This is a genomic window from Acidovorax sp. WCS2018Noco2-16, assembly GCF_031843945.1.
Taxonomy (GTDB): domain Bacteria; phylum Pseudomonadota; class Gammaproteobacteria; order Burkholderiales; family Burkholderiaceae_C; genus Paracidovorax.
On sequence record NZ_JAVTJJ010000001.1, the window covers coordinates 357,886 to 373,497 of the forward strand.

The following is a 15,612-nucleotide window of genomic DNA, read 5'->3' on the forward strand; positions in this document are numbered from 1 at the left end:
GGTGCAGTGGGTTATGCGTACAGCGGGTTGATCTTGTCGGCGTTGATGCCGTACTTCTTGATGGCCTCGGCCACCTTCGACGCTGGCAGCACGCCGTCTTCGGCCAGGCCCTTGAGCGCGGCGACCACGATGTAGTGGCGGTTGATCTCGAAGTGCTCGCGCAGCTTGGAGCGGAAGTCGCTGCGGCCAAAGCCGTCGGTGCCAAGCACCTTGTACGTGCGGCCCTTGGGAATGAAAGGACGGATCTGCTCGGCGTACGCCTTCATGTAGTCGGTGGAGGCGACCACGGGGCCTGTCGTCTTGGCCAGTTGCTCTTCCACGTACGACACGCGGGGTGCGTCGGTGGGGTGCAGCAGGTTCCAACGGTCGGCTTCCTGGCCGTCGCGGGTCAGTTCGTTGAAGCTCGGGCAGCTCCATACGGATGCGGCCACGCCCCAGTCCTTTTCCAGCAGCTCTTGCGCGAAGAACGATTCACGCAGGATGGTGCCGCTGCCCAGCAGTTGGACGGTCGGAGCGTCCTTCTTGAGGGCCGGTGCCTGCTTGCACAGGTACATGCCCTTGATGATCTGCTCTTCCGTGCCGGGCTGCAGGCCGGGCATGGGGTAGTTCTCGTTGAGCAGCGTCAGGTAGTAGAAGACGTTTTCCTGGCGCTCGACCATGCGCTTCATGCCGTCATGCATGATCACCGCGACTTCGTGGGCGAAGGTCGGGTCGTAGCTCACGCAGTTCGGGATGGTGTTCGCCAGGATGTGGCTGTGGCCGTCTTCGTGCTGCAGGCCTTCGCCGTTCAGCGTCGTGCGGCCGGACGTGCCGCCCAGCAGGAAGCCGCGAGCCTGCATGTCGCCCGCAGCCCAGGCCAGATCGCCGATGCGCTGGAAGCCGAACATCGAGTAGTACACGTAGAACGGCACCATGATGCGGTTGTTGGTGCTGTAGGACGTGGCGGCTGCGATCCAGCTGCTCATGCCGCCGGCTTCGTTGATGCCCTCTTGCAGGATCTGGCCGGCCTTGTCCTCCTTGTAGTACATGACCTGGTCCTTGTCGACCGGGGTGTACTGCTGACCATGGGGGTTGTAGATGCCGATCTGGCGGAACAGGCCTTCCATGCCGAAGGTACGCGCCTCGTCCACCAGGATGGGCACCACGCGCGGGCCCAGAGCCTGGTCGCGCAGCAGCTGCGTAAGAAAGCGCACGTAAGCTTGCGTGGTGGAGATTTCACGGCCTTCGGGCGTCGGATCGGTGATGGCTTTGAAGGTCTCCAGCGCAGGCACGGTGAAGCTCTCGTCAGCCTTCACGCGGCGCTTGGGCAAATAGCCGCCGAGGGCCTTGCGGCGCTCGTGCAGGTACTTCATTTCAGGCGTGTCGTCGGCTGGCTTGTAGAACGGCAGCTCGGCGATCTGGCTGTCCGGAATCGGAATGTTGAAACGGTCGCGGAAGGCTTTGATGTCTTCGTCGCCCAGCTTCTTGGTCTGGTGGACGGTGTTCTTGCCTTCACCGATCTTGCCCATGCCGAAGCCCTTGACGGTCTTGACCAGCAGCACGGTGGGCTGGCCCTTGTGCTCGTTGGCTGCAGAGAAGGCCGCGTAGACCTTCTGCGCGTCGTGGCCGCCACGGCGCAGGTTCCAGATCTCGTCGTCGCTCATGTGCTCGACCATCTTCAGCGTGCGCGGATCGCGGCCGAAGAAGTTCTTGCGCACATAGGCACCGTCATTGGCCTTGAACGACTGGTAGTCCCCGTCGTTGCACTCCATCATGATCTTGCGCAGCGCGCCGTCCTTGTCGCGCGCCAGCAGGTCGTCCCAACCCTTGCCCCAGAGCAGTTTGACGACGTTCCAGCCGGAGCCGCGGAATTCGCCTTCCAGCTCCTGGATGATCTTGCCGTTGCCGCGCACCGGGCCGTCCAGGCGCTGCAGGTTGCAGTTGATGACGAAGATCAGGTTATCGAGGTTCTCACGCGCCGCCAGGCCGATGGCGCCCAGCGATTCGACCTCGTCCATTTCGCCGTCGCCGCAGAACACCCAGACCTTGCGGTTTTCGGTGTTGGCGATGCCGCGGGCGTGCAGGTACTTGAGAAAGCGCGCCTGGTAGATCGCCATGAGCGGGCCGAGACCCATCGACACGGTAGGGAACTGCCAGAACTCGGGCATCAGCTTGGGATGCGGGTAGCTCGACAACCCCTTGCCGTCCACTTCCTGGCGGAAGTTGAGCAACTGGTCTTCGGTCAGGCGACCTTCGAGGTAGGCGCGGGCGTAGATGCCGGGCGATACGTGGCCTTGGATGTACAGCAGGTCACCGCCGTGGTTTTCGCTCTCGGCATGCCAGAAGTGGTTGAAGCCGGCGCCGAACATGTTGGCCAGCGAGGCGAACGAGCCGATGTGGCCGCCCAGGTCACCGCCTTCTGGCGGATGGTGGCGGTTGGCCTTTACGACCATCGCCATCGCGTTCCATCGCATATAGGCGCGCAGGCGCGCTTCGATTTCGAGGTTGCCGGGGCAGCGTGCCTCCTGGCTCGCTTCCAGCGTGTTCACATAGCCGGTGTTGGCAGAGAAAGGCGTGTCGATGCTGCTTTGGCGGGCATGTTCGAGCAATTGCTCGATCAGGTAATGCGCGCGCTCTGCGCCTTCCTTGTCGATCACAGCAGTCAGCGCGTCCAACCACTCTCGGGTCTCCTGCTGATCCGTGTCGGGGGCGGTCGAAGTGGCGCTGGCCGCCTTTTGCTCGGTCTGTTCTGACATGCCTTGTCTCCTCTAGATGGTGCGACGGTGATTAACGATCGGCGCGAAGTTTCTCATAAATTAGTGCAATTTCAAATCGTGCTTTCCATTTTCATAATGCGGCATTTTGCTGCAAACGCACATATTTTCTTGTCGTGAAATGGCGCTGTGCCTGCCATGTGATTTACCCCCTTTTTGAGGGGAGCTGCGCCCTACACTTCCGCACATGGATTCCTCGGACTCAGGCATTGCTCCCGTAGCTGTCATCAAATCTCCTGCTCGCTGGTGGCGCAAGTGGTGGCGCAGCTTGTCGCCCACGCGGCAAGACCGTTTCGCCGCCGTGGCCCCGCTGGCGGCCGTGATGATGTTTCTTGCGGCCATCGTGGCGGCGTTCTGGTATTTGCGCACGGAGGAGGTCGAGCGCGAAAAGGAAGCCCTCAAGCGTGACGTGGAATATGCGCAGCAGCGGGTGCGGCTGCGTTTGCTGGAGCGGCAGGAACAGATCATGCGCATCGCGCGCGACCTTTCCAATCAGGATTTGGAGCGTGCGGATTTCTCCAGCCGCGCAGAGGCACTGATCAGCCAATACCCTGAATTGCAGGTCATCACCTGGGTGGACGAGCGCCGCCGCATCCGCGCCAGCCATTCAGCGCCCACGGTGCCTACCAGCCAACTGCGCGTGGCTGGGGAAGTGCTGAAAACTGGCGACGCGGCAGACACCTTCAGCCTGGCACGCGACCTGCAGCAACCTGTTTATTCGCAACCCAACAGCGCAACGGGCGAAAGCGCTCCGCTGTTGCAGCTGCAGGTGCCGCTGGCCGGGCAAGGCAAGTTCACCGGCGTGGTGATGAGCGAATATTCCATCGACAGCCTGCTGCGATACGGCACCCCGACCGAGGTGCTGGCGCGCTATGCCGTCACGCTGCTCGATGGCAAGAACCAAGTGTTGGCTGGTACACCGCTGGCGCCGCGCAGCGCTGGCCTGCTGCCCTGGCCAGCGCCGGCCAACGAATACGAGGTGCCGGTGTCTCCGGTCGGCAACGGGCTGGTCTTGCGTGCGCAGGCCTATCGCACGTCACTCGGCCTGGTTGGCAGCGGCCTTTTCTGGCTGGTGGGGACGCTCAGTGCCATGACCGCCTGGCTGCTGATCGCCACTTGGCGTCACACGCGCCGCCGCATGCAGGCGCAGCAGGCCGTGGTGGCCGAAACCAACTTCCGCCGCGCGATGGAAAACTCCATCCTCACGGGCATGCGGGCGCTGGACATGCAGGGGCGCATCACCTATGTGAATGCCGCTTTCTGCCAGATGACAGGGTGGAGCGAGGCCGAACTGGTGGGCCAGTTGCCGCCCTATATTTACTGGCCCGAATCGGACCACGAGGCGCTGCGCGCCAAGCTGCGCGATGAAATGTCGGGCAAGCACTTTGCGGGCGGGTTTCAGGTGCGGGTCAAACGCCGCAGCGGCACGCTGTTTGACGCGCGCCTCTATGTGTCGCCGCTGATCGACGCGCACGGCGTGCAGACCGGTTGGATGACGTCGATGACCGATATCACCGAGCCCAACCGCGTGCGCGAACAGCTCTCCGCGTCGCACGAACGTTTCACCATCGTGCTGGAATCGCTGGATGCGTCGGTGTCGGTGGCGCCGCTGGGCAGCGAAGAGCTGCTGTTTGCGAACAAGCTTTACCGGCAGTGGTTCGGCTCCCAGACTGCCGGCCACCTGCAACTGGTGGCGCAGGCGGGCGTGCTACCCAGCACCGACGCCAGCCATTCATCGAGCATGGACGACGAAGACGGCCTGATGGGTTTGCCTACCGACACGCTGACCAGCGCCCGGTCTGAAAACGCGGAGATCTACCTGCCTGACCTGGGAAAATGGCTGGAAGTGCGCTCGCGCTACCTGAACTGGGTGGACGGCCGCCTGGCGCAGATGGTGATCGCCACCGACATCACGCCCCGCCGCCAGGCAGAGGAACAGGCCGCCCGCCAGGCCGAGCGCGCGCAGTCGGTTAGCAGGCTGATCACCATGGGCGAGATGGCGTCCAGCGTGGCGCATGAACTCAACCAGCCGCTCACGGCCATCAGCAACTATTGCAGCGGCATGGTCACGCGCATACAGAACGGGCAGATCACAGAGGAAGCGCTGCTGTTTGCCTTGCAGAAGACGGCGCACCAGGCCCAGCGGGCCGGGCAGATCATCCAGCGCATTCGCGCCTTCGTGAAGCGCAGCGAGCCCAACCGCGCGCTGGCGGACGTGCCCGGCATGGTGAGCGAGGCGGTGGAACTGGCCGACATCGAACTGCGCCGCCACAACGTGCGGCTGTCGCACTACGTTGCCGCTCGGCTGCCCAAGGTGATGGTCGACACCATCCTGATCGAGCAGGTGCTGGTCAACCTGATGAAAAACGGCGCCGAATCCATTGCGTACGCACAGCGACCGCCCTCTGGTCGCAGCGTGGAGTTGCGGGTAGTGCCCCGCAACATCGAGGGGCGCGACGTGATCGAGTTTTCAGTGCAGGACACCGGCAAGGGTTTGGCACCTGAAGTGCTGGAACATCTGTTCGAAGCGTTCTATTCGACCAAGCAAGAAGGCATGGGCATGGGCCTGAACCTCTGCCGCAGCATCGTCGAGTCTCACCAGGGCAGGATGCAGGCTGAGAACATCTACAATGGAACAGATGTAACCGGCTGCCGGTTCTCCTTCTGGCTACCGCTGGCCCAGCCTGCGGATGCCACTACGAATTCAGTAGCAAACACGCCCAACCCAAGGACGACTGCATGAGCTTGATTCCGAAAAAAGGCACGGTCTACGTCGTTGATGACGACGAAGCCGTGCGCGATTCCCTGCAATGGTTGCTCGAGGGCAAGGACTACCGCGTACGCTGCTTTGATTCGGCCGAATCCTTCCTGTCACGCTACGACCCGCGCGAAGTCGCCTGCCTGATCGTGGACATCCGCATGGGCGGCATGACGGGGCTTGAACTGCAAGACCGGCTGCTCGAGCGCAAGTCGCCCCTGCCCATCGTCTTCATCACCGGCCATGGCGACGTGCCCATGGCCGTCAACACGATGAAGAAGGGTGCGCTCGACTTCATTCAGAAGCCCTTCAATGAAGAAGAGCTGGTTGGCTTGGTCGAACGCATGCTGGACCACGCCCGCGAAGCCTTCGCCGGCTACCAGCAGGCCGCCAGCCGAGACGCCCTGCTCTCCAAGCTCACCAGCCGCGAGGCGCAGGTGCTCGAACGCATCGTCGCCGGCCGCCTGAACAAGCAGATTGCCGACGACCTGGGCATCAGCATCAAGACCGTCGAGGCGCACCGCGCCAACATCATGGAAAAGCTGGGCGCCAATACCGTGGCCGACCTGCTGAAGATTGCGCTGGGACAGAACGCCCCGAAGGCTTGAACGACCACGGCCTCGCTTGCTCTCATTCTGATAGCTGTCTGCGCTCATAAACAAAGCGCTAGACGGCTTTTTTGCTTATAAATTCCTTTTCACGATGACAGCCCAACTGATCGATGGCAACGCCCTCTCCCGCCAACTGCGTACCGACGTCGCCCAGCGCGCCGCTGCCTTGAAAGCGCGCGGCATCACGCCCGGGCTGGCCGTGGTGCTGGTGGGCGACAACGCCGCCAGCCAGGTGTATGTGCGCAACAAGGTCAAGGCCTGCGAAGACAGCGGCCTGCACTCGGTGCTGGAAAAATACGAGGCCACCCTGACCGAAACCGAGTTGCTGGCCCGCGTGGAAGCGCTGAACAACGATCCCGCCATCCACGGCATCCTGGTGCAACTGCCATTGCCAGCGCACATCGACGCGCAGAAGGTGATCGAAGCCATCTCGCCCGCCAAGGACGTGGACGGCTTTCACATCGCCAGCGCCGGCGCGCTGATGACCGGCATGCCCGGCTTCTGGCCCTGCACGCCCTACGGCTGCATGAAGATGCTTGAATCCATCGGCTACGACCTGCGCGGCAAGCACGCCGTGGTGATCGGGCGCAGCAACATCGTCGGCAAGCCCATGGCGCTGATGCTGCTGGGCCAGAACGCCACCGTCACCATCTGCCACAGCGCCACCAAAGACCTCAAGTCCCAGACATTGCAGGCCGACGTGATCGTCGCCGCAGTGGGCAAGCGCAATGTACTGACGGCCGACATGGTCAAGCCCGGTGCGGTGGTGATCGACGTGGGCATGAACCGCAACGACGAAGGCAAGCTCTGCGGCGACGTGGACTTTGCCGGTGTGAAGGACGTGGCCGGCTGGATCACCCCGGTGCCGGGCGGTGTCGGCCCCATGACAATCACCATGCTGCTCGTCAACACGCTGGAGGCCGCGGAGCGAGCTGCTGGCGCAGCCTGATCTCGAAGTGGTCGACATCCAATCGACACCATTGCAAGGTTCTATCGCTTCGCCATTGAAACCCGGCGGCCCGGCCGCAAAATGATTCGCATGAGCAATCCCCTCCTCGACTTCACCGACTTCCCTCTCTTCGACCGGATCGCTCCTGCCGACGTCTCGCCTGCCATGGATGTATTGCTGGAGCGAGCCGAAGCTGCGCTGGAGGCGGTGACCGCGTCGGCCTTCCCGGCCAGCTGGGACGCCATCTCACGCGTGCTGGATGTCGCCACCGAAGAGCTCGGACGCTCATGGGGCGCCGTGAGCCACCTCAACAGCGTGGCCGATACGCCCGAATTGCGGGCTGCTTACAACGAAGCACTGCCACGCGTTACCGAATTCTGGACGCGCCTGGGCGCCGACGAACGCTTGTATGCCAAGTACAAGGCCATCGACGCAGCCACTCTGAACCCAGAGCAACGCAGGGCGTGGGACAACGCGATTCGCAACTTCGTGCTGTCCGGCGCCGAACTGCACGATGCCGCCAAGGAACGTTTCGCCCAGATCCAGGAGCGCCAGGCCGAGTTGAGCCAGAAGTTCAGCGAAAACGCGCTGGATGCCACCGACGCCTTCGCTTATTACGCTCAGGCCGAGGAACTGGACGGCGTGCCCGCTGACGTGCAGCACGCTGCCCGCACGGCCGCGCAGGCGGAAGGCAAGGACGGCTACAAGCTCACATTGAAGATGCCCTGCTATTTGCCAGTGATGCAATTCGCGCGCAGCAGTGCATTGCGGGAGGCGCTTTATCGCGCTTACGTCACCCGCGCATCCGATCAGGCCAGTGGCGACGCCATGCGCTTTGACAACAGCGCACTGATCCGCGAGATCCTCGCGTTGCGCAAGGAAGAGGCGCAGTTGCTGGGCTACGCCAACTTTGGCGAAGTGTCGGTGGTGCCGAAGATGGCGCAGTCTCCTGCAGAGGTCGTCAGCTTCCTGCGCGACCTTGCCCACCGCGCCCGTCCTTATGCTGAAAAAGACGTGGCCGATCTGCGAGTCTTCGCGGCCGAACATCTCGGCTTGCAGGCGCCGCAAGCCTGGGACTGGCCCTATGTTTCTGAAAAACTCAAAGAAGCACGCTACGCATTCAGTGAACAGGAGGTGAAGGAATACTTCACCGCGCCGAAGGTGTTGGCGGGCCTTTTCAAGATCATCGAGACGCTGTTCGACGTGGCCATCTGCAAGGACCAAGCGCCGGTGTGGAACCCTGCTGTCGAATTCTTCCGTATCGAGCGGGGCGGCCAGTTGGTCGGGCAGTTCTATCTGGACCAGCCCGCACGCGTGGGCAAACGTGGTGGCGCCTGGATGGACGACGTGCGTGCACGTTGGCTGCGGCCGGACACCGGCACGCTCCAGACGCCGGTCGCGCACCTGGTCTGCAACTTCGCCGAAGGTGTGGACGGCAAGCCCCCGTTGCTCACGCATGACGACGTCATCACGCTTTTCCACGAGTTCGGCCATGGACTGCACCACATGCTGACCCGCGTCAATGAACGCGACGTGTCCGGCATCAGCGGTGTGGAGTGGGACGCGGTCGAGCTGCCCAGCCAGTTCATGGAGAACTTCTGCTGGGAGTGGGACGTTCTCAAGCACATGACCTCGCACGTCGACAGTGGCGAGCCGCTGCCGCGCGCGCTCTTTGACAAGATGATTGCGGCCAAGAACTTCCAGAGCGGCATGGCCACGCTGCGGCAGATCGAGTTCTCGCTGTTCGACATGCTGCTGCACACCGATCACGACCCTGCCAGCGACTTCATGCCCCTGCTGGAGCAGGTGCGCGCCGAAGTCTCGGTGTTGAAACCGCCGGCTTTCAGCCGCACAGCGCACACTTTCAGCCATATCTTTGCGGGCGGCTACGCTGCGGGTTACTACAGCTACAAGTGGGCCGAGGTACTCAGTGCAGACGCCTACGCCGCTTTTGAAGAATCGGCTGGCGCAGATGGCCTGCCCGACCCGGAAGTTGGACGCCGCTATCGCGAGGCGATCCTAGAAGCTGGTGGAAGCCGTCCAGCCATGGATTCGTTCAAGGCATTCCGCGGACGCGAACCCAGCCTGGATGCGTTGCTGCGCCACCAGGGCATGAGCAGCGTCGCCGCCTGACACCACGGCCCAATCTGACTGATCAATCGACGTCCTTCCGAGTCACTCAGGAGAACCCACGCATGAACACCTTGTCATCGATTGCTTTACTGTCGCTCACTCTGCTGGGCTCGCTCGGCAATGCCGTTCATGCGCAGCAGGTGTACCGCTCCGTCGGGCCGGATGGTCGCGTGACGTTCTCCGACCGTTCGCCGGCCGAAGCGACCGCGCCGGCGGCAGGGGCGCGCAATGGGGTTGCGGCATCGAACAATTCCACTCTGCCCTACGGTCTGGCGCAGGTAGCTACGCGATTCCCAGTCACGCTCTACACGGGCAACGACTGCTCACCTTGCGCCAGCGCACGCAACCTGCTGGTGAACCGGGGCGTGCCGTTCACGGAGCGCACCGTCAATTCCAACGAAGACATCGACGCACTGAAGCGCCTGAGCGGCGCCGCCAGTCTGCCTTTCGGCACCATTGGCGGCCAGCAACTCAGCGGGTTTTCGGATGTGGAGTGGACTCAGTATCTGGATGCTGCGGGTTACCCCAAGCAGTCGCAGCTTCCTGCCAATTACCGGCGTGCCGCAGCCTCGCCCCTGGTCGTGGTGCAGGAGCGTGCTGCATCACCTGCTGCAGGGACTACTGAGCCGGCAAATCCAGCTAGGGCACGTACGCCAGTTGCGCCGCCCACACCGCCGGTAGTCACCCCTGCCAACCCGGCCGGCATTACCTTCTGAGCGGCGCGGCACTACCGTGCCCTTTGGACGGACAGCGGTTTAGGCCTTGTGACGCGGTAGCAATCAGAACTTGAGTGTCTGAACGCCTTCCGGTGTACCCAAGAGGCAAATATGGGCGCGCTGGTGTGCGAAAACACCCACCGTAATCACGCCAGGCCATTGGTTCACGGCCGACTCGAACGCGAGCGGATCGCGAATCGCCAAGCCCCGAACATCCAGAATGTGCTGACCGTTATCGGTCACCAGAGGCTGTCCATCCTTGAGGCGAACGGCGACTTCGGCACCTTGTGCTTCAAACCGGCGCTTGATGTGCTCAGCCGCCATGGGAATCACTTCCACCGGCAGCGGGAACACACCCAGAACGTCCACCAACTTGGACGCGTCAGCGATACAGACAAAGCGTGTCGCAAGCGCGGCGACGATCTTTTCGCGGGTCAACGCAGCACCGCCACCCTTGACCATGTAGCCGCTGCGGTCGATTTCGTCCGCACCATCGATGTAGACCGACAGTGCCTCGACTTCGTTGGCATCGAACACCGGAATGCCCAATTTCTGCAAACGCTCGGTGCTGGCCACGGAGCTGGACACCGCCCCGCGAATTTGGTCTTTGATGGTGGCCAGCGCATCGATGAACTTATTGACTGTGGAACCCGTGCCCACGCCCACGATTTCACCGGGAACCACATACTGCAGCGCCGCTTGGCCCACCAGGGTCTTGAGTTCGTCTTGAGAGAGTGATGCAGGTGTCGTCATGGGAGAGAATCGGAGTGAATCCCGGATTATCTCCATGCCGCTCATTCCCTACTCCCTCGCCCGCCCCTTTCTTTTCAGCCTCGACCCAGAAGCCGCCCATGATTTGACGATGGACATGCTGGCACGAGGCCAGCGCACTCCGCTGCAAAAGGCCTGGAGCAATCCTATGGTGAACGACCCCGTTCAACTGGCAGGCCTGACTTTTCCCAATCGAGTGGGCATGGCTGCGGGCCTCGACAAGAACGCCAGATGCATCGACGCCCTGTCTGCCATGGGCTTCGGGTTTGTCGAGGTCGGCACGGTCACCCCCAAGGCTCAACCAGGTAATCCCAAACCGCGCATGTTCAGATTGCGTGAGGCGCATGGGCTGATCAACCGACTGGGGTTCAATAACGAAGGACTCGATGCTTTCATTCGCAACGTCAAGCAGGCGCGCTTTCGCGATGAAGCGCGCGAGCGTCCTATGTTGCTTGGCCTCAACATTGGCAAGAACGCGACCACTCCCATCGAACAGGCCACTGACGATTACCTGACGTGCCTGGATGCGGTCTATCCCCATGCCGACTACGTGACCATCAACATTAGTTCGCCGAACACCCAGAATCTGCGCGCGCTGCAAAGCGACGAAGCGCTGGACTCACTGCTTGGCGCTATTGCCCAGCGCCGCGAAGCACTGGTGCAACAACACCATCGCGAGAACGGCGCCTCACGGCGTGTGCCACTCTTCGTGAAGATCGCACCTGACCTGGATGAAACCCAAGTCGGCGTGATTGCGACGACGCTGAGACGGCACGGTATGGACGGGGTGATCGCAACGAACACTACCATTGCACGCGATGCTGTGCAGGGTTTGCCCCATGGGGCGGAAGTTGGGGGGCTGAGTGGCTCTCCAGTGCTCGCCTCCAGCAATCGGGTGATTGCGCAATTGCGAGCGACTCTGGGGAGTGGATTTCCCATCATTGGCGTGGGCGGTATCCTGAGTGCGGGAGACGCAGTCAGCAAAATTCAAGCAGGTGCAGATGTGGTGCAAATGTACACCGGACTTATCTACAAAGGGCCTGCGCTGGTGGCTCGCTGCGCGCGCGCCATTCAAGCGATGGACCGTCACCGGGCTTAGCCACGGAAGGCTGGAAAACAAAAAAGGGGCTACTAGCCCCTTTTTCGTTTCCCTAACGGTCGCGACGTCAACAGGTGGGAATAGTCAGCGCCTGAGTCTGCTGACCAAGGGCACTACGATTCCCGCCCAACGCACCAAGCGCGATGGACCTGCAACCACTGCCGCTGCCGCAGCTACGGCTACAGCCAGCGGATGCATGCGAGCGAACGCCAACAACCGCATGCTCAGAGGCGCGTCCGGATCTATTGACTGCTGCTGTTCATGCAATGCAGCCACTTGCCGGTGGGCAGCACTGCGTGCATGAATACGCTTGCGCTGCTGGTCAATGCGGTCCAGCACCTTGCGCTGTTCAGCACTGGGCTGCGGAAAGCTGATCGAACTACCTTCGTCGTTGGAAGCCATGATTAAAGCCGCTCCTTGATGACCTGCCAGTCGTGAGCAATTTCACGGCGCGTCAGGGCGAATGCATTGCCTGCCTTGCGAGCCACCGAGATCAGCGTCGCCAGTACAACACCCCACGCAACCAACCAGCCGCCGGCCAGCAACCAAGCCACCATAGCTCGTTTGGGGGAATCCCAAAATTGGACGATGAATGCCAAGGACAACACTGTCAACGCCACAACAGTGATACCACCGAGGGCCACGACGAACACAATGATGAGGCCCAAGCGCCGCTTTTCATCGGCCCATTCGAGACGGGCCAATTCCAGTCGGTCTTCGGCTGCGATGGCGCCTTCAATCACATTGGCGCGCCAACGCGCAATCCAGCCTTCCATTCCCAGAAGGGAAATCCAATTCATGCGCTTAGCTCCTGCATCATCGTGCGACTGACGTCAGATAGATCTCAAATCAGCGGCGAGCCAGCAGGAAGCCCACCAATGCACCCACGGCCAGCGCTGCGCTTGCGACACGCCAAGGCTCGTCGTGGGCATAACGGTCCGCGGCACGAGCAGCTTCTTTGGCTTGGTATGAAGCATCCTGCGCAACGCGCACGGCAGAGTCACGAACGGAATGAATACCGTCATCAAGGCGTTGGCGCAACAGCTTGATTTCAGGAACGCTGTCGAGATCCTTGCTGGACAAGAGGCCCTTCAAATCGGTCACAAGCTTGTCCAGTTCACGCTGAGCATTCGAGACGGTTTCGGAAGCAGAAGTCATATACAAACCCTTTCTTGTAGCAGGTGTCAACAGTAAACCGCCCCTCGATTTGAAGGTGTAGGCGGATGTCCTATCTTAGCCATGGGGGGTCAAGGCCCGACCAAGTTATTCCACAGAAAAACTTCTGTAATCGACGGGCATCAACATATCAAGCCGGGGTGCCCCCGCCAATATGCTCCCTCGCCACCAAGTCGCCAATGGCCAGCGAACTGGTCAGTCCGGGTGATTCGATGCCGAACAGATTCACCAAGCCGGCAACGCCGTGCTGAGCAACGCCCTGCACTAGGAAATCGGCCGCTGGCTCTGCGGGTCCGCTGATCTTCGGTCGAATCCCGGCGTACCCAGGCATCAGTGCACCATCGGGCAGTTGCGGCCAGTATTTGCGAACCTCTTCATAAAACCGCTGACCACGTGCGCCATCCACGATCAGATCATCGGGACCATCAACCCACTCGACGTCGGGGCCGAACTTCGCCTGCCCGCCCAAATCTAGGGTGAGGTGCACACCTAACCCCGCACGCTCGGGAACGGGGTAGATCAACCGAGAAAATGGAGCGGCACCTGCCAATGTGAAGTAACTTCCCTTGGCATAGTAGGCAGTTGGAATGTGCTGCTGATCTAGCCCCGCACAGCGCCTGGCAACATCGGGAGCATGCAAGCCAGCGGCGTTTACAACCAGGTCTGCCAAGATGGCAGTGCCGTCCTGCATCACCAACGTCATGCCGTCGCTTCGAGGTTGCATAGACTCAAGCTTGGAACGAAAAGCGACGATGCCGCCCGCGTTTTCCAGATCGCCTTGAAGAGACAGCATGAACGCATGGCTGTCGAGGATGCCGGTGCTGGGCGACAGCAGCGCAGCTTGACATTCCAACGCGGGCTCCAAGGCCCGGGCCTGCTTGCTGCTTAGCCACTGCAAATCGACCACGCCATTGGCAAGTGCATGCCGCTGAATGCGTTGCAGGTCATCAACTTGGCTAGCGGATGTGGCAACGATGAGTTTGCCGCACCGGCGATGCGGCACCCGTCGCTCGGCACAGTAGGCGTAGAGCAGTTCCTTCCCACGCACACACAGTGCGGCTTTCAGAGAATTGGCTGGGTAGTAAATACCTGCATGAATGACTTCGCTGTTGCGTGAGCTGATGCCGGTGCCAATCGCTGCCGCAGCTTCCAGCACAAAAACCTCACGCCCTTGCAGCGCCAAGGCCCTTGCCACCGCCAGCCCCACCACGCCGGCGCCGACCACCACGCATTCACATCGATCCATCGCCTCTGCCCTTCACTGCATATCGACAACGGGCGATTGTCACCCGACGCAGCCCAAGGCTTTGCCACGCTTTGGACAACAAAAAACCCTTGCAGGAATATCCCGCAAGGGTTGAATTTGGTGGGTGATGCAGGGTTTGAACCTGCGACCCCTGCCGTGTGAAGGCAGTGCTCTACCGCTGAGCTAATCACCCGATGAGCAGGCTGCCAAACAGCCCATTCAAAAACTGGTGGGTGATGCAGGGTTTGAACCTGCGACCCCTGCCGTGTGAAGGCAGTGCTCTACCGCTGAGCTAATCACCCCAGTTGTCTTGTCGACAAGCCCACGATTATGGCACAGCTTTTTAGCGGGCCAATGAGGCCTTCCAGATTGTTTTCCCGCCACTGGCCTTGTCGATTTGGGTCAGCGTGGCGGCATGTTCCTCCAGTTCCTGGTCGCTGGCGCGCAGCACCTGCAACGCGATGCGGCTCAGGTCGATGGCTGGAATTTGAACGCCACCCTCCTGCGTTTGCGCATCGTCGGCGATCAGCAGCGCATCTTGTCCGCGTGTGAGGTTGATGTAGACGTCAGCCAGCAGTTCTGCATCGAGCAATGCGCCGTGCAGCGTGCGGCTCGAGTTGTCTACGCCTAGCCTGTCGCAAAGCGCGTCCAGCGAATTGCGTTTGCCCGGGTACATCTCCTTTGCCATCGCAAGCGTGTCCGTCACGCTTGCGACAAAGCTGCGAAACGGCGTATGCCCTGCGAGTTCCAATTCCTTGTTCAGGAATCCAACATCGAACGCGGCGTTGTGGATGATGATTTCCGCACCCTGCACGTACTGCAGGATGTCGTTGACGACATCTTTGAACTTGGGCTTGTCCCTGAGAAATTCGTTGCTGATGCCGTGCACCTTCAACGCGTCTTCATGGCTGTCGCGCCCCGGGTTGAAGTACAGGTGCAGGTTATTGCCAGTGAGCTTGCGGTTCAGCAACTCGACACAGCCCAGTTCGATGATGCGGTCGCCCCCTTCAGCCGACAGGCCGGTGGTTTCCGTGTCAAGAACGATCTGGCGCGTCATCAGTGGTTTTCCTTGGCGTGGTTGATGGTGTACTTCGGAATCTCCACCGTCACATCTTTTTGCGCCAGGATCGCCTGGCACGACAGGCGCGACTGAGGCTCCAGGCCCCAGGCCCTGTCAAGCAGATCTTCTTCTTCTTCCTCTGCCTCGTTCAAAGACTCCATCCCCTGGCGAACGATGACGTGGCACGTCGTGCAGGCGCAGCTCATGTCGCATGCGTGCTCGATCTTGATACCGTTGTCCAGCAGCGCTTCACAGATGGAAGTGCCTGCAGGCGCAGAAATCTCGGTGCCGGACGGACAGTATTCGGCGTGGGGAAGAATCTTGATGACAGGCATGGGAC

At 61.3% G+C, this 15,612-nt stretch carries 14 protein-coding genes and 2 tRNA genes; 6 read left to right on the forward strand and 10 right to left on the reverse strand.

Features of this window, described 5'->3' with window-relative positions:
- Window positions 1-11 precede the first annotated feature (11 nt).
- On the reverse strand, window positions 12-2,735 hold the full coding sequence (aceE, locus tag RQI28_RS01595) for a pyruvate dehydrogenase (acetyl-transferring), homodimeric type (RefSeq protein ID WP_311220842.1): 2,724 nt from the start codon (window positions 2,733-2,735) through the stop codon (window positions 12-14).
- Window positions 2,736-2,940: 205 nt separating this feature from the next.
- On the opposite strand from aceE, the gene RQI28_RS01600 reads away from it, so the two are divergent.
- From RQI28_RS01600 to RQI28_RS01620, 5 genes are all read left to right on the forward strand, one after another.
- Window positions 2,941-5,496 (forward strand): PAS domain S-box protein, encoded by a 2,556-nt coding sequence (locus RQI28_RS01600; protein ID WP_311220843.1) that lies wholly within the window; start codon window positions 2,941-2,943, stop codon window positions 5,494-5,496.
- On the forward strand, window positions 5,493-6,119 hold the full coding sequence (locus RQI28_RS01605) for a response regulator transcription factor (protein ID WP_311220844.1): 627 nt from the start codon (window positions 5,493-5,495) through the stop codon (window positions 6,117-6,119). The genes RQI28_RS01600 and RQI28_RS01605 overlap by 4 nt, the downstream gene beginning before the upstream one ends.
- A gap of 94 nt (window positions 6,120-6,213) precedes the next feature.
- On the forward strand, window positions 6,214-7,071 hold the full coding sequence (folD, locus tag RQI28_RS01610; protein WP_311220845.1) for a bifunctional methylenetetrahydrofolate dehydrogenase/methenyltetrahydrofolate cyclohydrolase FolD: 858 nt from the start codon (window positions 6,214-6,216) through the stop codon (window positions 7,069-7,071).
- A gap of 90 nt (window positions 7,072-7,161) precedes the next feature.
- A complete protein-coding gene (locus RQI28_RS01615) occupies window positions 7,162-9,204 on the forward strand; it encodes a M3 family metallopeptidase (protein ID WP_311220846.1) in 2,043 nt (680 codons plus the stop codon).
- Window positions 9,205-9,266: 62 nt separating this feature from the next.
- The gene (locus RQI28_RS01620; RefSeq protein WP_311220847.1) at window positions 9,267-9,920 is read left to right on the forward strand and encodes a glutaredoxin family protein; all 654 of its coding nucleotides are present in this window, start codon (window positions 9,267-9,269) and stop codon (window positions 9,918-9,920) included.
- A 63-nt stretch (window positions 9,921-9,983) separates the two neighbouring features.
- Here the strand turns inward: RQI28_RS01620 and rpiA are convergent, their stop codons facing one another.
- Window positions 9,984-10,673: a ribose-5-phosphate isomerase RpiA gene (gene rpiA / locus RQI28_RS01625; RefSeq protein WP_311220848.1), complete on the reverse strand. Its 690-nt coding sequence runs from the start codon at window positions 10,671-10,673 to the stop codon at window positions 9,984-9,986.
- A 34-nt stretch (window positions 10,674-10,707) separates the two neighbouring features.
- Here rpiA and RQI28_RS01630 point away from each other — a divergent pair, with 34 nt between their 5' ends.
- Window positions 10,708-11,790 (forward strand): quinone-dependent dihydroorotate dehydrogenase, encoded by a 1,083-nt coding sequence (locus tag RQI28_RS01630; RefSeq protein WP_311220849.1) that lies wholly within the window; start codon window positions 10,708-10,710, stop codon window positions 11,788-11,790.
- Between the two features lie 84 nt (window positions 11,791-11,874).
- Here the strand turns inward: RQI28_RS01630 and RQI28_RS01635 are convergent, their stop codons facing one another.
- From RQI28_RS01635 to fdx, 8 genes are all read right to left on the reverse strand, one after another.
- On the reverse strand, window positions 11,875-12,192 hold the full coding sequence (locus tag RQI28_RS01635) for a hypothetical protein (RefSeq protein ID WP_311220850.1): 318 nt from the start codon (window positions 12,190-12,192) through the stop codon (window positions 11,875-11,877).
- A gap of 2 nt (window positions 12,193-12,194) precedes the next feature.
- Window positions 12,195-12,590: a phage holin family protein gene (locus tag RQI28_RS01640; protein WP_311220851.1), complete on the reverse strand. Its 396-nt coding sequence runs from the start codon at window positions 12,588-12,590 to the stop codon at window positions 12,195-12,197.
- A gap of 49 nt (window positions 12,591-12,639) precedes the next feature.
- Complete coding sequence (locus tag RQI28_RS01645) at window positions 12,640-12,948, reverse strand: YqjD family protein (protein WP_311220852.1); 309 nt, start codon at window positions 12,946-12,948, stop codon at window positions 12,640-12,642.
- A gap of 148 nt (window positions 12,949-13,096) precedes the next feature.
- Window positions 13,097-14,212, reverse strand: a complete 1,116-nt coding sequence (locus tag RQI28_RS01650; protein ID WP_311220853.1) for an NAD(P)/FAD-dependent oxidoreductase — start codon at window positions 14,210-14,212, stop codon at window positions 13,097-13,099.
- Window positions 14,213-14,330: 118 nt separating this feature from the next.
- Window positions 14,331-14,405, reverse strand: a tRNA-Val gene (locus RQI28_RS01655).
- 34 nt (window positions 14,406-14,439) lie between these two features.
- Window positions 14,440-14,514: transfer RNA gene (locus tag RQI28_RS01660), tRNA-Val, on the reverse strand.
- Window positions 14,515-14,555: 41 nt separating this feature from the next.
- On the reverse strand, window positions 14,556-15,269 hold the full coding sequence (dnaQ, locus tag RQI28_RS01665; protein WP_311220854.1) for a DNA polymerase III subunit epsilon: 714 nt from the start codon (window positions 15,267-15,269) through the stop codon (window positions 14,556-14,558).
- Window positions 15,269-15,607 (reverse strand): ISC system 2Fe-2S type ferredoxin, encoded by a 339-nt coding sequence (fdx, locus tag RQI28_RS01670; protein WP_311220855.1) that lies wholly within the window; start codon window positions 15,605-15,607, stop codon window positions 15,269-15,271. Before fdx ends, dnaQ begins: the two co-directional genes overlap by 1 nt.
- Between the last annotated feature and the right edge of the window lie 5 nt (window positions 15,608-15,612).

Bases quoted from the DNA above. Each gene is read 5' to 3' on its own strand.
- rpiA (WP_311220848.1), bottom strand. From the start codon at position 10,673: ATGACGACACCTGCATCACTCTCTCAAGACGAACTCAAGACCCTGGTG.
- RQI28_RS01605 (WP_311220844.1), top strand. From the start codon at position 5,493: ATGAGCTTGATTCCGAAAAAAGGCACGGTCTACGTCGTTGATGACGAC.
- RQI28_RS01630 (WP_311220849.1), top strand. From the start codon at position 10,708: ATGCCGCTCATTCCCTACTCCCTCGCCCGCCCCTTTCTTTTCAGCCTC.
- RQI28_RS01640 (WP_311220851.1), bottom strand. From the start codon at position 12,590: ATGAATTGGATTTCCCTTCTGGGAATGGAAGGCTGGATTGCGCGTTGG.
- folD (WP_311220845.1), top strand. From the start codon at position 6,214: ATGACAGCCCAACTGATCGATGGCAACGCCCTCTCCCGCCAACTGCGT.
- RQI28_RS01600 (WP_311220843.1), top strand. From the start codon at position 2,941: ATGGATTCCTCGGACTCAGGCATTGCTCCCGTAGCTGTCATCAAATCT.
- RQI28_RS01615 (WP_311220846.1), top strand. From the start codon at position 7,162: ATGAGCAATCCCCTCCTCGACTTCACCGACTTCCCTCTCTTCGACCGG.
- RQI28_RS01645 (WP_311220852.1), bottom strand. From the start codon at position 12,948: ATGACTTCTGCTTCCGAAACCGTCTCGAATGCTCAGCGTGAACTGGAC.
- RQI28_RS01620 (WP_311220847.1), top strand. From the start codon at position 9,267: ATGAACACCTTGTCATCGATTGCTTTACTGTCGCTCACTCTGCTGGGC.
- RQI28_RS01635 (WP_311220850.1), bottom strand. From the start codon at position 12,192: ATGGCTTCCAACGACGAAGGTAGTTCGATCAGCTTTCCGCAGCCCAGT.
- dnaQ (WP_311220854.1), bottom strand. From the start codon at position 15,269: ATGACGCGCCAGATCGTTCTTGACACGGAAACCACCGGCCTGTCGGCT.
- RQI28_RS01650 (WP_311220853.1), bottom strand. From the start codon at position 14,212: ATGGATCGATGTGAATGCGTGGTGGTCGGCGCCGGCGTGGTGGGGCTG.
- aceE (WP_311220842.1), bottom strand. From the start codon at position 2,735: ATGTCAGAACAGACCGAGCAAAAGGCGGCCAGCGCCACTTCGACCGCC.
- fdx (WP_311220855.1), bottom strand. From the start codon at position 15,607: ATGCCTGTCATCAAGATTCTTCCCCACGCCGAATACTGTCCGTCCGGC.